The sequence below is a fragment of the Nonlabens sp. genome, from assembly GCF_965657255.1.
GTDB lineage: Bacteria > Bacteroidota > Bacteroidia > Flavobacteriales > Flavobacteriaceae > Nonlabens.
In genome coordinates this window covers 164207-179742 of the sequence record NZ_CBFHNM010000005.1, presented here as the reverse complement: position 1 = coordinate 179742, position 15536 = coordinate 164207, and the positions used below count along the sequence as shown (strand labels likewise).

At 35.6% G+C, this 15536-nt stretch carries 10 protein-coding genes; 6 read left to right on the top strand and 4 right to left on the bottom strand.

The window, feature by feature from the left end:
- Positions 1-94 precede the first annotated feature (94 nt).
- From ACTF54_RS08170 to ACTF54_RS08155, 4 genes are all read right to left on the bottom strand, one after another.
- The gene (locus ACTF54_RS08170) at positions 95-2560 is read right to left on the bottom strand and encodes a sodium-translocating pyrophosphatase (protein ID WP_438969124.1); all 2466 of its coding nucleotides are present in this window, start codon (positions 2558-2560) and stop codon (positions 95-97) included.
- Between the two features lie 255 nt (positions 2561-2815).
- Complete coding sequence (locus ACTF54_RS08165; RefSeq protein ID WP_438969123.1) at positions 2816-5677, bottom strand: BspA family leucine-rich repeat surface protein; 2862 nt, start codon at positions 5675-5677, stop codon at positions 2816-2818.
- Between the two features lie 249 nt (positions 5678-5926).
- Positions 5927-8452, bottom strand: coding sequence for a DUF5686 family protein (locus tag ACTF54_RS08160; protein ID WP_438969122.1), 2526 nt, complete (start codon positions 8450-8452; stop codon positions 5927-5929).
- Between the two features lie 139 nt (positions 8453-8591).
- Entirely contained in the window at positions 8592-9572 is a 981-nt protein-coding gene (locus ACTF54_RS08155; RefSeq protein WP_347197032.1) for a pyruvate dehydrogenase complex E1 component subunit beta, read from the bottom strand.
- Between the two features lie 291 nt (positions 9573-9863).
- Between ACTF54_RS08155 and ACTF54_RS08150 the strand changes: the two genes are divergently transcribed.
- From ACTF54_RS08150 to ACTF54_RS08125, 6 genes are all read left to right on the top strand, one after another.
- Entirely contained in the window at positions 9864-10610 is a 747-nt protein-coding gene (locus ACTF54_RS08150) for an electron transfer flavoprotein subunit beta/FixA family protein (protein ID WP_347197033.1), read from the top strand.
- 97 nt (positions 10611-10707) lie between these two features.
- Positions 10708-11676, top strand: coding sequence for an electron transfer flavoprotein subunit alpha/FixB family protein (locus tag ACTF54_RS08145; protein WP_347197034.1), 969 nt, complete (start codon positions 10708-10710; stop codon positions 11674-11676).
- 102 nt (positions 11677-11778) lie between these two features.
- Complete coding sequence (locus ACTF54_RS08140; RefSeq protein WP_347197035.1) at positions 11779-12390, top strand: bifunctional nuclease family protein; 612 nt, start codon at positions 11779-11781, stop codon at positions 12388-12390.
- A gap of 14 nt (positions 12391-12404) precedes the next feature.
- Positions 12405-14120: a NupC/NupG family nucleoside CNT transporter gene (locus ACTF54_RS08135; protein WP_347197036.1), complete on the top strand. Its 1716-nt coding sequence runs from the start codon at positions 12405-12407 to the stop codon at positions 14118-14120.
- An 87-nt stretch (positions 14121-14207) separates the two neighbouring features.
- Entirely contained in the window at positions 14208-14609 is a 402-nt protein-coding gene (locus ACTF54_RS08130; RefSeq protein WP_347197037.1) for a thymidylate synthase, read from the top strand.
- 96 nt (positions 14610-14705) lie between these two features.
- Positions 14706-15530: a thymidylate synthase gene (locus ACTF54_RS08125; RefSeq protein WP_347197038.1), complete on the top strand. Its 825-nt coding sequence runs from the start codon at positions 14706-14708 to the stop codon at positions 15528-15530.
- Positions 15531-15536: the final 6 nt, after the last annotated feature.

Here is a 15536-nt window from a genome sequence, read left to right as displayed (position 1 = left end):
ATTATTTATCGCATAAAATGATTTAGACACGAATCATAAAAAATCCCATTACAATAAATTTGTAATGGGATTTTTCGTTTAGAAAATAAAGATCTTATTTGAAATTATTTATCTCTTTATCTAACTGAGCAATTTTTGCATCAACCTCAGCTTTCGTGCCTTTTAGATTATGTGTTTTTCTTACGGTCGCACCATTGATTTTTCTATTAATGGTCACTTTTGCTGTTACTATTCCAGTCGATTCATCAACCGACTTTTGAATATCGACATCTTTAATATTATTTAATTGGTTGCTATTTGTAATCACTTCTTCAACGACAGGTACTGGTAATGACAAGGCCGCTTTTGATTCACTAGCATGACCACCTAATATAGGAGCTACCACAAGTCCTATTAAACAAGTTAGTTTAATTAAAATATTCATAGAAGGACCAGAAGTATCTTTGAATGGGTCACCTACTGTATCACCTGTAACAGCTGCTTTGTGTGCGTCAGACCCTTTAAAAGTCATCTCTCCATTAATTTCTACACCAGCTTCAAAAGATTTTTTTGCATTATCCCATGCACCACCAGCGTTATTTTGAAAAATAGCCCAAAGAACACCACTTACAGTAACACCAGCCATATAACCACCTAACATCTCGGCAATGGCTAGATGATCCATACCAAAAATCATAGGTACAAAAGCAATTACTAACGGAAAACCGATAGTCAATAAACCTGGCAACATCATTTCTTTAAGAGAAGCCTTTGTAGAAATATCAACACATTTATCATATTGTGGTTTTCCAGTTCCTTCCATAATTCCAGGAATATCTCTAAACTGTCTTCTCACCTCTTCTACCATTTCCATAGCTGCCTTTCCTACGGCGTTCATGGCAAGTGCAGAGAATACTACTGGCACCATTCCACCTACAAATAACATAGCAAGAACTGGCGCTTTGAAAATATTAATTCCATCTATTCCTGTAAAAGTCACATAGGCTGCAAATAAAGCTAATGACGTTAACGCAGCAGATGCGATGGCAAATCCTTTTCCTGTCGCTGCTGTTGTATTACCTACAGAATCAAGTATATCAGTACGTTCACGTACGATAGGTTCTTGTTCACTCATTTCTGCAATACCACCAGCATTATCTGATATAGGACCAAAAGCATCAATAGCCAGCTGCATTGCTGTAGTAGCCATCATAGCACTGGCTGCTAGCGCAACACCATAAAATCCTGCAAAAGCATAAGATGCCCAGATCGCACCAGCAAACAACAAAACCGATGGGAATGTAGAAATCATACCAGTTGCTAGACCAGCAATAATATTAGTTCCTGCACCAGTTGAGGATTGTTGTACAATCTTAAGAATAGGTTTTTTGCCCAAACCTGTATAATACTCTGTAACCGATGAAATAACGGCTCCTACAACTAGTCCAACTAATGTTGAGTAGAATACATTCATAGAAGAGATTTCAATCATTCCTTCTCCAAAAAATTCCATTTGCATCGTTTCTGGAAGCATCCATACGCAAAGACCGTAACATGCTACAGCTACTAAAATAATAGAAGTCCAATTACCTACATTCAAAGCACCCATAACTTGAGGCTCCTTTGCATCATTACTTTTTATTTTAACTAGTATCGTTCCTATAATAGAAATGATAATTCCTACACCAGCTATAGCCATTGGTAATAGTATAGGTCCTATTCCTCCAAAACCTTCATTTACGATATCACCACCCATATCTTTAATTACATAGTTACCTAAAACCATAGCTGCAAGAACTGTCGCTACGTAAGAACCAAATAAATCTGCTCCCATACCTGCCACATCACCTACATTATCACCTACATTATCTGCAATAGTTGCTGGATTACGTGGATCATCTTCAGGAATTCCTGCTTCTACTTTACCTACTAGATCCGCACCTACATCAGCTGCTTTTGTATAAATACCGCCACCTACACGTGCAAAAAGCGCGATAGATTCTGCTCCTAGAGAGAATCCAGCAAGTGTTTCTAATACAATAGTCATTAAATCACTCGCGCTTCTATTTTCACCCATGAATTCTGCAGCAGCCCATTCGCCACCCATAAAAAGATGAAAGAATACAATGAAAAAACCAGTCAATCCTAAAACAGCAAGACCTGCAACTCCTAATCCCATCACCGTACCACCGCTAAAAGAGATATTCAATGCGTTAGGTAAACTGGTACGAGCCGCTTGTGTAGTTCTTACATTTGTTTTTGTAGCAATCTTCATCCCTATATTACCTGCATAAGCAGACATTACTGCTCCAAATACAAAAGCGATAACAATCATCCAGTGTGTCGATGGAACAAAGTAAGAAACAACAGCAAGAAGAACACTTACAATGACCACAAAGACGGCAAGTAGACGGTACTCTGCTTTAAGGAAGGCAAGTGCGCCCTCATATATATGATCAGAAATTTCTTTCATCTTACCGTCGCCGGCATCCTGTTTCATCACCCAGGATTTTTTAATAAGCATATAAATTAGCCCTAATACTGCCAAAAGTATTGGCAAATAAATCATGTACATTTCCATAAAAAAGTTGGTATTTGGTTTAAAAATCTCGCTAATGTAATAAATTTATGTTAACAAAACGATCGTGATATTTCGAATTGACTAAATATTTACCTACAATGCTACCAATCGAGCAAACAGAAATATAATAAACTAAGATTTACATAATCATCTGTTTAAATAAAGCTATTTGAATTCTGCTTTCGCGAAAGCGGAAACTAAATAAGCCCATCTACAATGAAGTAAATGGGCTTAAATATTTTAAAAATAAGAGAATTACTCCTTTATCAATTTTAAAACCGAGCTCATTTGATCGCTTTTCACCTCAACAAAATACAATCCTGAAACTAAATGATCCACGAGAATATCCTGACTTAAAGTTGGACTATCTACTTTTTGCTGTAAGACAATTGCTCCCAAAGTATCATAAATCGTGTATTGATTAAACTCCAAATTACTGCTCAAACTAATCGTGCTTTGAGCTGGGTTAGGAAACAGACTTACTTGAAAAAGATCATTCTGATTTATACTTAATGGAACAGCAACTGCTGTCGTTTCAAGATTGGTAATAATTGGGAAATTAAAGTCAAAATAAATTTCAGCTTGATTGGAAAATGTATCATCTAAAACAAGCGTATCTACCGTTTTAATTTTAAACAACACATAACCTTGACTCGCTGGAGCCGTAAATGGTAACATGATGTTATCAAAGATAAACTCTACTTTGTTACCTTCTGTAATAGTCGTTGTATAATCGTGGCTGGCACTCAATGGCGTCAAGGTTGTGATATCAAATTTTGAAGTATCAATATAATCTACGATTCTTACTGTAATGGCACTTGCCGTTCCTTCATTCTCAAAGCGGATTCTATAATGCACATATTCTCCTACCATAGTTGGTAAAATAGTCTCGCCTTGTAAGCAAGTTTTGTCATTAGGATCATAAGAGTTCACCACCGTTTGCTGTAAATCAAAAACATTATCTAGTGGCGTGTCGTCATTTGCCGTTGGGTTTATAGTCGTACTAAAGTCTAACAAATCATTACTATTTAAAGGAAAAGTAGAATCTGTAGGCGTATTGAGGTTCATAGTAAACTCAATCTCACGAGTTTCAAATGGATCAAGGTATACAAAGTCCCAACTCAACATCCCTACACTTGAAGAAGTGGTCGCTGGATTTGAATTTAGAAAATTCATAAAATCATCTTCATAAGTGAAATTTACAGAGCCTGATAAACGAGTATTCCCTTTGTTTTTATAAATGAGTTTGTAATTAGTATCAAATCCTGGTCGGGCATCTTCTAGTGGTAGGATAGAGATTTCTAGGTCATCAACTGGAGTTGTTGCGGTGAGGCAGAAGTCTTGGGTGACAACACTATTATTAGATATAGTGACATTGGCATTTAATGGGATGCCAGAAAACAAATTATTATTTGTTGACGCAGTTACGGTATAAGTCCCATCTGGTAAGTTTGCACTGTACTGACCATTATAGGTATACACAGTTATGTCATTTGTACTATTTACAATATTTACAGCTACATTTTGAGCTTCTAAATCTGAAGGGTCGCAACCATTTAAATCAAAATCGTAATAAACAGAACCGCTAAAGGTATTAGCGGGACAGGTATTTGATTGAGAATCTCCAGATATTGGCCAACCATTTTGGACAAGTATATCTCTCGAAAAATTATCACAATACTTTAAACCATTGGGATTAAAAACACCATTTCTGGCATTAGCATTAAATAATAAGTTAAGCTGAACAAAGCGTCGTAACAACGCATCGTAATTATCGACATCAAGACCAGAATTCCGCACATAAATCTCTAATAAAACATTCGAGTTGAAATTCCATGAAGATAAATCTTGGTTGAAAGAAGAGGCTTCGTTAAACATCAAACTCATAAAAGTTACATTAGAAATATCCCAACCGCCTAATGGCTGATTAAAAGAGGTGGCGCCGTCAAACATATAATTCATAGAAGTAACATTAGAAACATCCCAATTGTCTATCGGCTGATTAAAAGAAGTAGCTTCTGAGAACATGTTGAACATACGTGTAACATTAGAAACGTTCCAAGAATTTAAAGGCTGATTGAAAGCAACAGCTCCCCAAAACATGCTATCCATATTAGAAACATTAGAAACATTCCAAGAATTTAAAGGTTGATTGTATGAGGTAGTAAAAGCAAACATTCGATTCATATTTGTTACATTAGAAACATCCCAATTATTTAATGGCTGATTAAAGGTATTTATACTGTTAAACATAAATTCCATATTTGTAACATTTGCAACATTCCAATTATCGATAGGCTGATTGAAATCATTAGCACCATTAAACATGCCGCTCATGTTGGTAACATTAGAAACATTCCAATTGTTTATAGGTTGATTGAACTTTCTAGCCCTTTCGAACATAGAAGACATGTCAGACACATTAGAAACATCCCATGTTTGTAGATCTTGGTTGAAATAGCCTGCACCTTCAAACATATTACTCATATTGGAAACATTAGAAACATTCCAAGTGCTTAAGGATTGATCGAATCTACTAGCGTCCTTAAACATAGAAGACATATCAGACACATCAGAAACATCCCAAAAGCCTAATCGTTGATTAAAACTATAGGCTTCAAAAAAAAGATGAGACATGTTAACGACGTTTGAAACATTCCATGAGCTTATTGATTGATTAAAATTTCCTGTCTCAGCAAACATATAACTCATATCAGTCACTAGGCTTAGATCTGGTAAAGTAGTAGAGGAAAAGGTCAAATCAGTGCAACCTTTGAATGCTTCAAACATTGTTTGCCAAGATGTCGTTCCCCATTGGGTTATTGTTAATGGCGTATCTGATGAAAATTTAAACGAATCTAATTGATCATTAACAAAAACTGTGTAAGTCATTTGCGTTGTATAGCTATGCGAAATTATTTGGCTAGTGACGTTTGTATAACTATCATTTGTACCATCACCCCAATCTACGATAACTGTATTACCAGTAGTGATTTCAAAAGAGTAAGTAGTTGAAGGACTATTTGTCAAATCAACCTCAAAAACAAAATCATCCACGGTCTGCGCACTTGCAATAAATCCAAAAAACAAAACAGCTATAAAAGTAAAAAGCCTCATAAAAATATAATTTGCGCTAAAATAGAAGATTATCACGGCATATTCTTACAAAAGAGGAATTTATGTGATCTCGCTTTCGCCCTGAGCTGCCTCAGGATAAACTTCTATTTTCAAAAAAGAAAATAGAAAACGGTAAAAAAAAGCAGGAAACAAGATTAGGATCATTGCTAGCCGATACCGCTATGCAACGGTATGAAAGTTGAAAAGAATAAGCAGATTACTTCGTCGTGCACTCCTCGTAATGACGTACTAGAAACTAAAACCAAAACTACCTGTAATCGCCATAGAACGTGCATCTGGCAAGAAATTATAGCCGCCTCTAAAACTCACGTCCAGTCGTAGAATTTTAAAAATGTTTCCTATTCCTGCACTGTATTCCCAAAACACATCTTCTGGAGCGAGGTAATTAATGTTACCAGCATTAAGTGCAATGTTCTCATCGCTTATTTTTCCATACACCGCACGAATTCCTACCAGCTCTCGCAAATTAAGATCGCGCAATCCTGGAATTCTAGAAAATATACGACCGTTGAAATTGTGATCTAAGTGCATGGTAACATATTCATCTGTTACAAATTCGTAGAAATTGAGCGTATTAAAAGCACCTGTTAAATTAAAGTAAGTCTGGTTACCAGGGACAACATTTAGTAAAGCAAGTGGTACCTCTCCAAAGGTTTTACCTGCTTCAACTCTTGCTGTTAATCTCCCAAAAGGACCTAATTGAAATGGATGACTGTAGTAAAACTGAACTTTATCAAAATTAAAATCACTTTCTAAAAAACCGTCAAAACCCTTAGTATAACTAGCGTAAAGAATAGGGTATTCACCACTATTGATAAGCGTTCTATCTACTCCATAATTAGAGGTTTTACGCCCTGGAGTGTAAGTCATAGTTAGAGACGCATCTGCCTGTCTTGTTTCTGTCTCAATACCTGTAGGAGAATCTGGATCAAAATAATTCAAACTAAAAATATCTGGAGCTCCACTTTTAATGGTTCTATAACTAGTACCTAATCTAAATTCTAGATTGTATTTAGGCTCAAAACTTACTGCTAGCGTGGTCAAATTAATACTGGAAAGACTATTATTGTTTCCAGCAGTAATCAGTGAACTTGAAGCGAGACTACGTCCTAAAACATCGTTAGTATTAGTCAAGCTAGCACCTAATTGTTCAATATCGCGTCTATTTCCTCCAGATATAGTAAGCCTACTTTTCTTATCGATAAGCCATTTACCTGCTATTCCATACTTAAATTGATTATCTCTAAAACCATAGGCTCCATAACCTTCTAATCTCCATAAGTCATTTGCAGAAAAATAGGTTCTTCCACCTAATCTAACTCGCATTCCTTCTACCTGATTAAAACCTAAAAGTCCAAAAACAGGTCCTATATCAAAATTATCTATCTCATAATATCCCGAGGCAAGAATAGTCCCTATGTTATATAGGCGCTTAAACTTTTTATTAGTCTTGAGCGTATCTAGCATAGTGTAGATTTGCTTTTCGTCTTTATTGAGTTTTTCTAGTCGGTTTTCATCCCAGTAGGCTTCATCGCGATCATAAATTTCTGGATCATAGTCGTTAACTCTACGTCTATAAAAATCTTCTTCTTTTTTAATATCAAATTGATAATTATCAAACAAGGTGGTACGTTTACCATAAATCCCCTTAGATTCTTCTTTCTTGTTAAGAGCAAAATCACTCATGAAATAATCCCTAGTGATAAGAAATAAACTGTCATTTAAAACATCATACTCTTGCTCGATGTATATTTCTTTTACCCAATTCACATTAGCACTTTTAGTCGCTTGTAAGTTGATTTCTTTTATTGCGTAGGAATCAGTAGCGACCCAGAAGTCGCCTTTAAAAGTCAACTCACCCTTACGACGTGGATAATAAACGATGTTGTATGCTTCTACTCCATCTACGATCGCAGTATCTCTTAGCACATAATTGTAGGTGTCTATTCCTGCTCTACCTACAGGACTTGTAAAGCTTTTGTCAAAAAATTTCAGGTAACGCTCGTAGACATCGATATCTGCATAGAGATCTTTTACAAAAGCTATAATGGTTTGATTATCTGAAAAACCAGAGTTCTTATTTGCCTTAATAACTTCTTTCTCTTTGTTAGATTCATTATCACCATATACTGATGCTAATGACTCATTTATAAATATAGGCAAATAGGTTTTTCCAGTTACTCGGCTAGTGTCGGCATAATTGAAAATGAACTCCATTCCTCTAAAAAGCTTAGAGTTGATCATGGCACTATCAATAGTGTTCATGTCAAATTCTAGTTTCTCATACTTATCATATTGATATTGTTTGAATTGAGACAGTCCATTTTTACGCCTATTTTCCCATACTTTACGCAATATATCGATGGCTGGATTATTCTTCTTTGAAGTTTTACCAGCATAAACGACAACGGCATCAAGCTCTGCAGTATCGGTTTGCAGGGTAACCTTCATATCTAGGTTCACCTGGCTTTCTAGCTTTACAATTTGCGTCTTGTAACCTACAAAAGAAAATTCCACTTCTTTATAAGTTTTATCTGATTGTAAGTAAAACCTACCATTATCATTAGAAATAGTTCCTTCACTAGAGCCTGGAAAAACCACATTTGCAAATGGAACTGTGTCACCAAAATCGTCATAGATCACGCCTCCTACTTTAGTCTGCGCAATAGAAATTGTTGTTAAAAACAGCAACCCTATCATAATAATGTGATGTGATCTCGCTTTCGCGAAAGCGGAACTCCTATAATTTTTCATAAACTTGTAATGCAAAAGTCAAATGTAGAACTACTCTACTTAAAGTTACTTGTTTAACTTTAAAAAAGTTGTGATATTATTAAAAATAAAAAAACCCATTTTTTTCAAAATGGGTTTTTTACTAATTTTTCTAAAAATATTACTTTCTATACATCACTTTTTTAACACCTTCTACGACATGAGAAGCATTAGGCAACCACTCTGCAAATAATGCTGGAGAGTATGGCGCTGGTGTATCTTGTGTATTGATTTTATAAATAGGTGCGTCTAGATAATCAAAAGCCTCTGCTTGCACCATGTGCGAGATTTCTGTAGATACATTACCAAATGGCCATGCTTCTTCAAGAATAATTAAACGGTTGGTTTTCTTTACAGATTTCAAGATAGCTTCTTTATCATAAGGACGCACAGTTCTTAAATCTATTATTTCGCAAGAAATACCTTCTTTCTCTAATTGGTCTGCAGCAGTGTATGCTTCCTTAATAATTTTACCAAAAGAGACAATAGTTACATCAGATCCTTCCCTTTTGATGTCAGCAACACCTATAGGTAAAACATATTCACCTTCTGGCACCTCACCTTTATCACCATACATTTGTTCTGATTCCATGAAAATTACTGGATCATCATCGCGTATAGCAGCTTTAAGAAGTCCTTTTGCATCATAAGGATTAGAAGGAACAATGACTTTAAGACCTGGCGTGTTTGCAAACCAATTTTCAAATGCTTGAGAATGAGTTGCTGCCAGTTGTCCAGCACTCGCCGTAGGACCACGGAAAACGATAGGACACTTGAATTGCCCACCAGACATTTGACGTATTTTTGCAGCGTTATTGATAATCTGATCAATTCCTACCAGTGAAAAGTTAAATGTCATGTATTCTACGATAGGACGACAACCAGTCATGGTAGACCCTATAGCTACACCAGCAAAACCTAACTCGGCAATAGGTGTATCGATAACACGCTTTTCACCAAACTCATCTAACATTCCTTTTGAAGCCTTGTAAGCACCATTATATTCTGCCACTTCTTCACCCATCAAATAGATAGTCTCGTCGCGTCTCATTTCTTCACTCATCGCCTCGCAAATCGCCTCACGAAATTGTATTGTTTTCATATATGTATGATATAAATAGTATCAAATAATAAAAAACAAAAATAACTTACATAAACTTAGCATACGAGAATTTTGAGGTAAAAAACACCAAAATAAGCTACTATTATTTTAACGAAATCGATCTAGTCATTAAAAAGCTAGAAATAGTAAGACTTCATCAATTTTTAAAAAAAGTAAAAACAATTAAATAATTAAAAATTAAACAAAATTTTATTATGCATGCATAGTTTATTATTTGTTTTTTCTGTATTTTCGCAAACGATTGAAAAAGAAATATAAAGACTCTAAAATATGAAAATATTAGTATGTATCAGCCACGTGCCAGATACCACTTCAAAAATCAATTTTACAGATAATGATACAAAATTTGACACTGCTGGTGTTCAATATGTAATCAATCCTAATGATGAATTTGGTCTTACACGCGCTATGTGGTTTAAAGAAAAACAAGGTGCCAGTGTAGATGTGGTTACTGTAGGTGGCGCAGAAGTAGAACCAACTTTAAGAAAAGCACTAGCCATAGGTGCTGATAGTGCAATAAGAGTAGATACTCCTGCTTTAGACGGTTATCAGGTGGCAAAACAGTTAAGCGCTGTTGTTAAAAACGGTGGTTATGACCTAGTCATTGCTGGTCGTGAATCTATAGATTACAATGGTGGAATGGTTCCTGGAATGGTAGCTGCAATGACAGGTGCCAGTTTTGTAAACACTTGTATTTCTCTAGAAATAGAAGGTGATAAAGCTACTGCGATACGAGAAATCGATGGTGGTAAAGAAACATCTACCGCGACATTACCTCTAGTTATAGGTGGACAGAAAGGTCTGGTAGAGGAAAGCGACTTAAGGATTCCTAACATGCGCGGTATCATGATGGCTCGTAAAAAACCATTGAATGTTGTGCCTGCGACTGAAGCTTCTTCAGAAACAAAGAGCGTTTCCTTTACAAAGCCAGAGCCTAAAGGCGCAGTTACATTAGTAGATGCCGATAATCTTGATAAATTGATTGACTTACTTCACAATGAAGCAAAAGCAATTTAATTCATAAGAATTCATATTGATCTCGCTTTCGCGAAAGCGGAATTACAAATAAAATATTAAGCAAACGTCCTGTTCATGGGCGCAAAAAATAAATTATATGTCAGTACTCGTATATACAGAATCAGAAAATGGTAGTTTTAAGAAAACTGCTTATGAAGTAGCCAGTTATGCTAAAGGTATTGCAGATATGATGGGAACAGATGTTGCCGCTATATCTTTTAATGCAAATGATGCTGGTGAATTAGGAACTTATGGTGTCAATAGACTTCATAATGTAAGTGATTCAAAATTAGATAAATTTAATGCTGCCGCTTATGCAAATGCAATTGCACAGGCTGCAAAAGCCGAAGGAGCAAAAGTGGTTGTTATAAGTTCTAGTGCAGATTCTAAATATTTAGGGTCGCTAGTAAGTGTTCATTTAGAGGCAGGTTACGTATCTAACGTAACAGAACTTCCTTCTAACGCTTCTCCTTTTACGGTAAAAAGAACTGTGTTCACTAATAAAGCATATTCTAATACAGAAATCACTACAGATGTTAAGTTGCTGGGTCTTTCAAAAAATGCTTACGGACTTAAAGAGAATGTAACTGATTGTGCCGTACAAGATTTTGCACCATCTATTGCAGATACAGATTTTAATGTTTCTGTTCAATCTGTAGATAAAGCAACAGACAAAGTAACCATTGCAGACGCTGAAGTAGTTGTAAGTGCTGGTCGCGGATTAAAAGGACCAGAAAACTGGGGCATGATTGAAGAGCTTGCAGACGTTTTGGGTGCTGCTACCGCTTGTTCTAAACCAGTAAGTGATTTAGGATGGAGATCTCATGGAGAACATGTGGGACAGACTGGTAAGCCAGTTGCCTCAAATCTTTATATCGCAGTAGGAATTTCTGGAGCTATACAACATCTTGCAGGTGTTAACTCTTGTAAAGTTAAAGTGGTAATCAATACAGATCCAGAAGCGCCTTTCTTTAAGGCTGCTGACTATGGTATAGTAGGTGATGCTTTTGAAGTTGTTCCTGCTCTAATAGAAAAATTAAAAGCTTTTAAAGCAGCAAATGCTTAGTGTTTTAATTATTAATTAAGAATTTCTTAGATTTAAGGCTGTGCAATAAGAGAAAAACCTCATTTTTGCACAGCTTTTTTTATTTCTAATCATTATACCACAATGAGTCTAAAGCGACTTAACATACGAGGCATTTCCTATAGCCAAACACAAAACGGCGCTTATGCATTAGTGCTCAAGGAAGTAGACGGATCTAGACAACTGCCTATAGTTATAGGTGCGTTTGAAGCGCAAAGTATTGCGATCGCTTTAGAAAAGGAATTGAGCCCGCCTAGACCACTTACTCACGATTTATTTAAAAGCTTTGCGCAACGATTCTCAATTGTTGTTAAACAGGTGATCATTCATAAATTAGTGGATGGTGTTTTTTACAGCAGCCTTATTTGTGAACGAGATAAGATAGAAGAAATTATTGATGCTCGTACTAGCGACGCGATTGCCCTTGCAGTTAGATTTAAAGCGCCTGTTTTTACTTATGAAAATATTTTAGAAGAAGCAGGAATCCAACAGCACATCAAACCAGATAAGGAATTAGTTGTTGAAGAATTTGATAGTGAAGAAATGATAGAAGAATTGATCAACGCAGCCACAGAAGAGGTAGATGATTATAGTAAATATAGCCTATCTGAATTAAACAATATGTTAGGTGAAGCGGTTTCTAACGAAGATTATGAACTTGCTGCTCAAATTAGAGACGAAATATCTAAACGATAACCTTACCAAAAACTATGAATTCTATTATCGCTAGATTTTTTGCTGCAACTATTTTTCTTTTTTTTACTATTCACGTTACCGGCCAGGAGAATACTCTTATAGAAGGAACCTGGATTTTTAACTCTTCTCAAACAGAAAGCAACTCATCTGAGACTGCTTATAGATTGGACAGTATCTCATTCCAACAACAAAACTATAAGTACTTTACTGGAGTGGACAGTTTAAATTCTCAAGGACGATTTATAGTACAAGGAGATTTTATAGCTCTTTATCCTAATGAAGTAGACTCACAATTAAACAAATTTGATTTAAAGAAAATTAACGGTGACAGTTTAATTCTTAAAAACAAAGATATTACCTATACATTTCTTTTAGAAAAAGAAGTTCTTCCTTCAAATAATATAGAAATTAAAAACGACCTTGGATTTAGTCTAGAAAGCTTTTACCGCGGCGTTATTGGCATCATTTTTATATTAGGATTATGTTTTTTACTTAGTAAGAACAAGAAAAAAATAGATTGGAGACTTGTAATAGTAGGTATCACATTACAAATAGTCTTTGCTATATCTGTTTTAAAATTTGAAAGCGTTGCATATGTTTTTGATGCTATATCTACTGGTGTGGTAAGATTTCTAGCCGTAAGTGAGGCTGGTGCCGAGTTTGTTTTTGGGAACTTAATTGATGCAAACAATAGTTGGGGTTACATATTTGCTTTCAAAGTGTTACCTACCATTATATTCTTTTCTGCATTTACCTCGTTATTATACTATTTAGGGATTCTTCAAAAAGTAGTTTACGTTCTTGCCTGGATCATGAGCAAAACCATGCGTTTAAGTGGTGCAGAATCGCTAGCTGCAGCTGCAAACATTTTTATAGGCCAAACAGAAGCACCGCTTGTGGTAAAACCGTACCTAGAGAAAATGACAAAATCTGAAATTTTATGCCTGATGGTAGGTGGAATGGCAACAATCGCTGGTGGAGTTCTTGCTGCATTTATAGGATTTCTAGGAGGAGAAAGTGAAGCCCAGCAAATCTTATTTACAAAGCATTTACTTACAGCCTCTATAATGAGTGCACCGGCAGCAATTGTGATCGCAAAAATGCTTTATCCAGAAGAAAAAACAACAGATGTAGATAGATCTTTGAAAGTTTCTAAAGATAAAATAGGAAGCAATATTCTAGACGCCATTTCACGTGGTACAACTGATGGTTTAAAATTAGCTGTAAATGTAGGCGCTATGTTGCTGGTATTTACTGCATTGATCGCTGTAGTTAACTTTGGTCTTAAAGATATTATAGGAGAATATACTGGACTTAATTCCATCATAGCAGACTCTAGTAGTGGCAGGTACGATGGTTTTTCTATGCAATACATTCTAGGTAATTTGTTTGCTCCTATTGCATGGGTAATCGGTGTTCATACAGATGACATCGTTCTTGTAGGTCAGTTATTAGGAGAAAAAACAATATTAAATGAGTTCATTGCCTATGGATCTCTTAAGGATCTGAAAGAAGCAGGTAAAATCATACATCCTAAATCTATCATTATTGCTACGTACGCGCTTTGCGGATTTGCAAATTTTGCTTCCATCGGTATACAAATAGGCGGAATAGGTGTTCTTGCACCTAGCCAGCGCAAAACCCTTGCTGCATTCGGTATCAAAGCCCTAATAGGTGGTACATGTGCTGCTCTATTAACCGCAACCATAGCAGGTATGCTTTTTGGATAGGCTTTGAATTAATTCTACAGCCTTAATATTTTGTTAATGAAAATTCTTATTTTTGCTTTACATTAACATTTAAGAAAATGCAAAGCGTTGAATTTTAAAAATTCTCAATATCGATTTAATTACACATTTGGCTCCATGTTTTGCTTTGGAACTTATGTAATAGGTCAATTAAATTTAGATATAGTGGTCACCAATGATATTGCTATGCGCATGCTTACTGATATAAATGACTACTACAAAAAGAAGAAAATCATATTCATTTCTAACAGAGAATTTGGACATTCTGTGGATCCCAAAGTATATCAGCTAGTAAATTCAAAAACGATTATAGGCATCGCTATTGTTGGTAAGTCACAAGAACAAAAAGTTCAAGCGACAACAGAACAATCTCTTTATAATGGTCCTTTTGGTTATTTTAATCATATCGATAGCGCCATAGAATGGGCAAAATCATTTACTATAGATTCTCACACCTTATCTGCAGGATAGAAAAATTAGCCTTTTCATCTTTTTTAAAATTAGTTTTCAGTACTTTGTGTTTCTGTTACGCTTTTGCGAAAGCACAGCAAATTACCCTACCTAATTATGAAACAATATCAAGATTTACTTCAAGACATACTAGATAACGGCGTTGATAAAGGCGATAGAACAGGAACTGGTACGCGCAGCTTGTTTGGCCATCAAATGCGATTTGATCTTCAAAAAGGATTTCCTCTTGTTACTACAAAAAAAGTACACCTTAAATCAATTGTGCATGAATTGTTATGGTTGTTATCTGGAGATACTAACATCCAGTATCTTAAAGATAACAATGTGCGTATCTGGAACGAATGGGCAGATGAAGATGGAAATTTAGGTCCCGTTTATGGACATCAATGGCGCAACTGGGATAGTCGAGGCATCGATCAGATCAAAGAGGTCATCAACACCTTGAAAACAAACCCTAATAGCCGTCGCATGATGGTAACCGCTTGGAATCCTAGCGTTATGCCAGACACAAGTAAAAGCTTTTCTGAAAATGTTGCAAATGGCAAAGCAGCATTACCACCATGCCATGCGTTTTTTCAATTTTATGTTGCTAATAACAAATTAAGCTGCCAGTTATATCAACGCAGCGCTGATGTGTTTCTAGGAGTACCATTTAATATAGCAAGTTATGCATTACTTACTATGATGGTGGCACAAGTTTGCGATCTAGAATATGGAGACTTTATACATAGTTTTGGTGACGTACATATCTACAATAATCTTAGAGAACAAGTAGAACTGCAACTTACTAGAGAACCTAGAGCACTTCCACAAATGAAACTTAATCCAGAGATCAAAGATATTTTTGATTTTAAATATGAAGATTTTACACTAGAAAATTATGATCCTCATCCTGCAATCAAAGGAATTGTTGCTGTATAAATCTAT

What these genes read in the sequence shown, in the direction of transcription:
- ACTF54_RS08170 (WP_438969124.1), bottom strand. Translation starts at nt 2,560, where the DNA reads ATGGAAATGTACATGATTTATTTGCCAATACTTTTGGCAGTATTAGGG.
- ACTF54_RS08165 (WP_438969123.1), bottom strand. Translation starts at nt 5,677, where the DNA reads ATGAGGCTTTTTACTTTTATAGCTGTTTTGTTTTTTGGATTTATTGCA.
- ACTF54_RS08160 (WP_438969122.1), bottom strand. Translation starts at nt 8,452, where the DNA reads ATGAAAAATTATAGGAGTTCCGCTTTCGCGAAAGCGAGATCACATCAC.
- ACTF54_RS08155 (WP_347197032.1), bottom strand. Translation starts at nt 9,572, where the DNA reads ATGAAAACAATACAATTTCGTGAGGCGATTTGCGAGGCGATGAGTGAA.
- ACTF54_RS08150 (WP_347197033.1), top strand. Translation starts at nt 9,864, where the DNA reads ATGAAAATATTAGTATGTATCAGCCACGTGCCAGATACCACTTCAAAA.
- ACTF54_RS08145 (WP_347197034.1), top strand. Translation starts at nt 10,708, where the DNA reads ATGTCAGTACTCGTATATACAGAATCAGAAAATGGTAGTTTTAAGAAA.
- ACTF54_RS08140 (WP_347197035.1), top strand. Translation starts at nt 11,779, where the DNA reads ATGAGTCTAAAGCGACTTAACATACGAGGCATTTCCTATAGCCAAACA.
- ACTF54_RS08135 (WP_347197036.1), top strand. Translation starts at nt 12,405, where the DNA reads ATGAATTCTATTATCGCTAGATTTTTTGCTGCAACTATTTTTCTTTTT.
- ACTF54_RS08125 (WP_347197038.1), top strand. Translation starts at nt 14,706, where the DNA reads ATGAAACAATATCAAGATTTACTTCAAGACATACTAGATAACGGCGTT.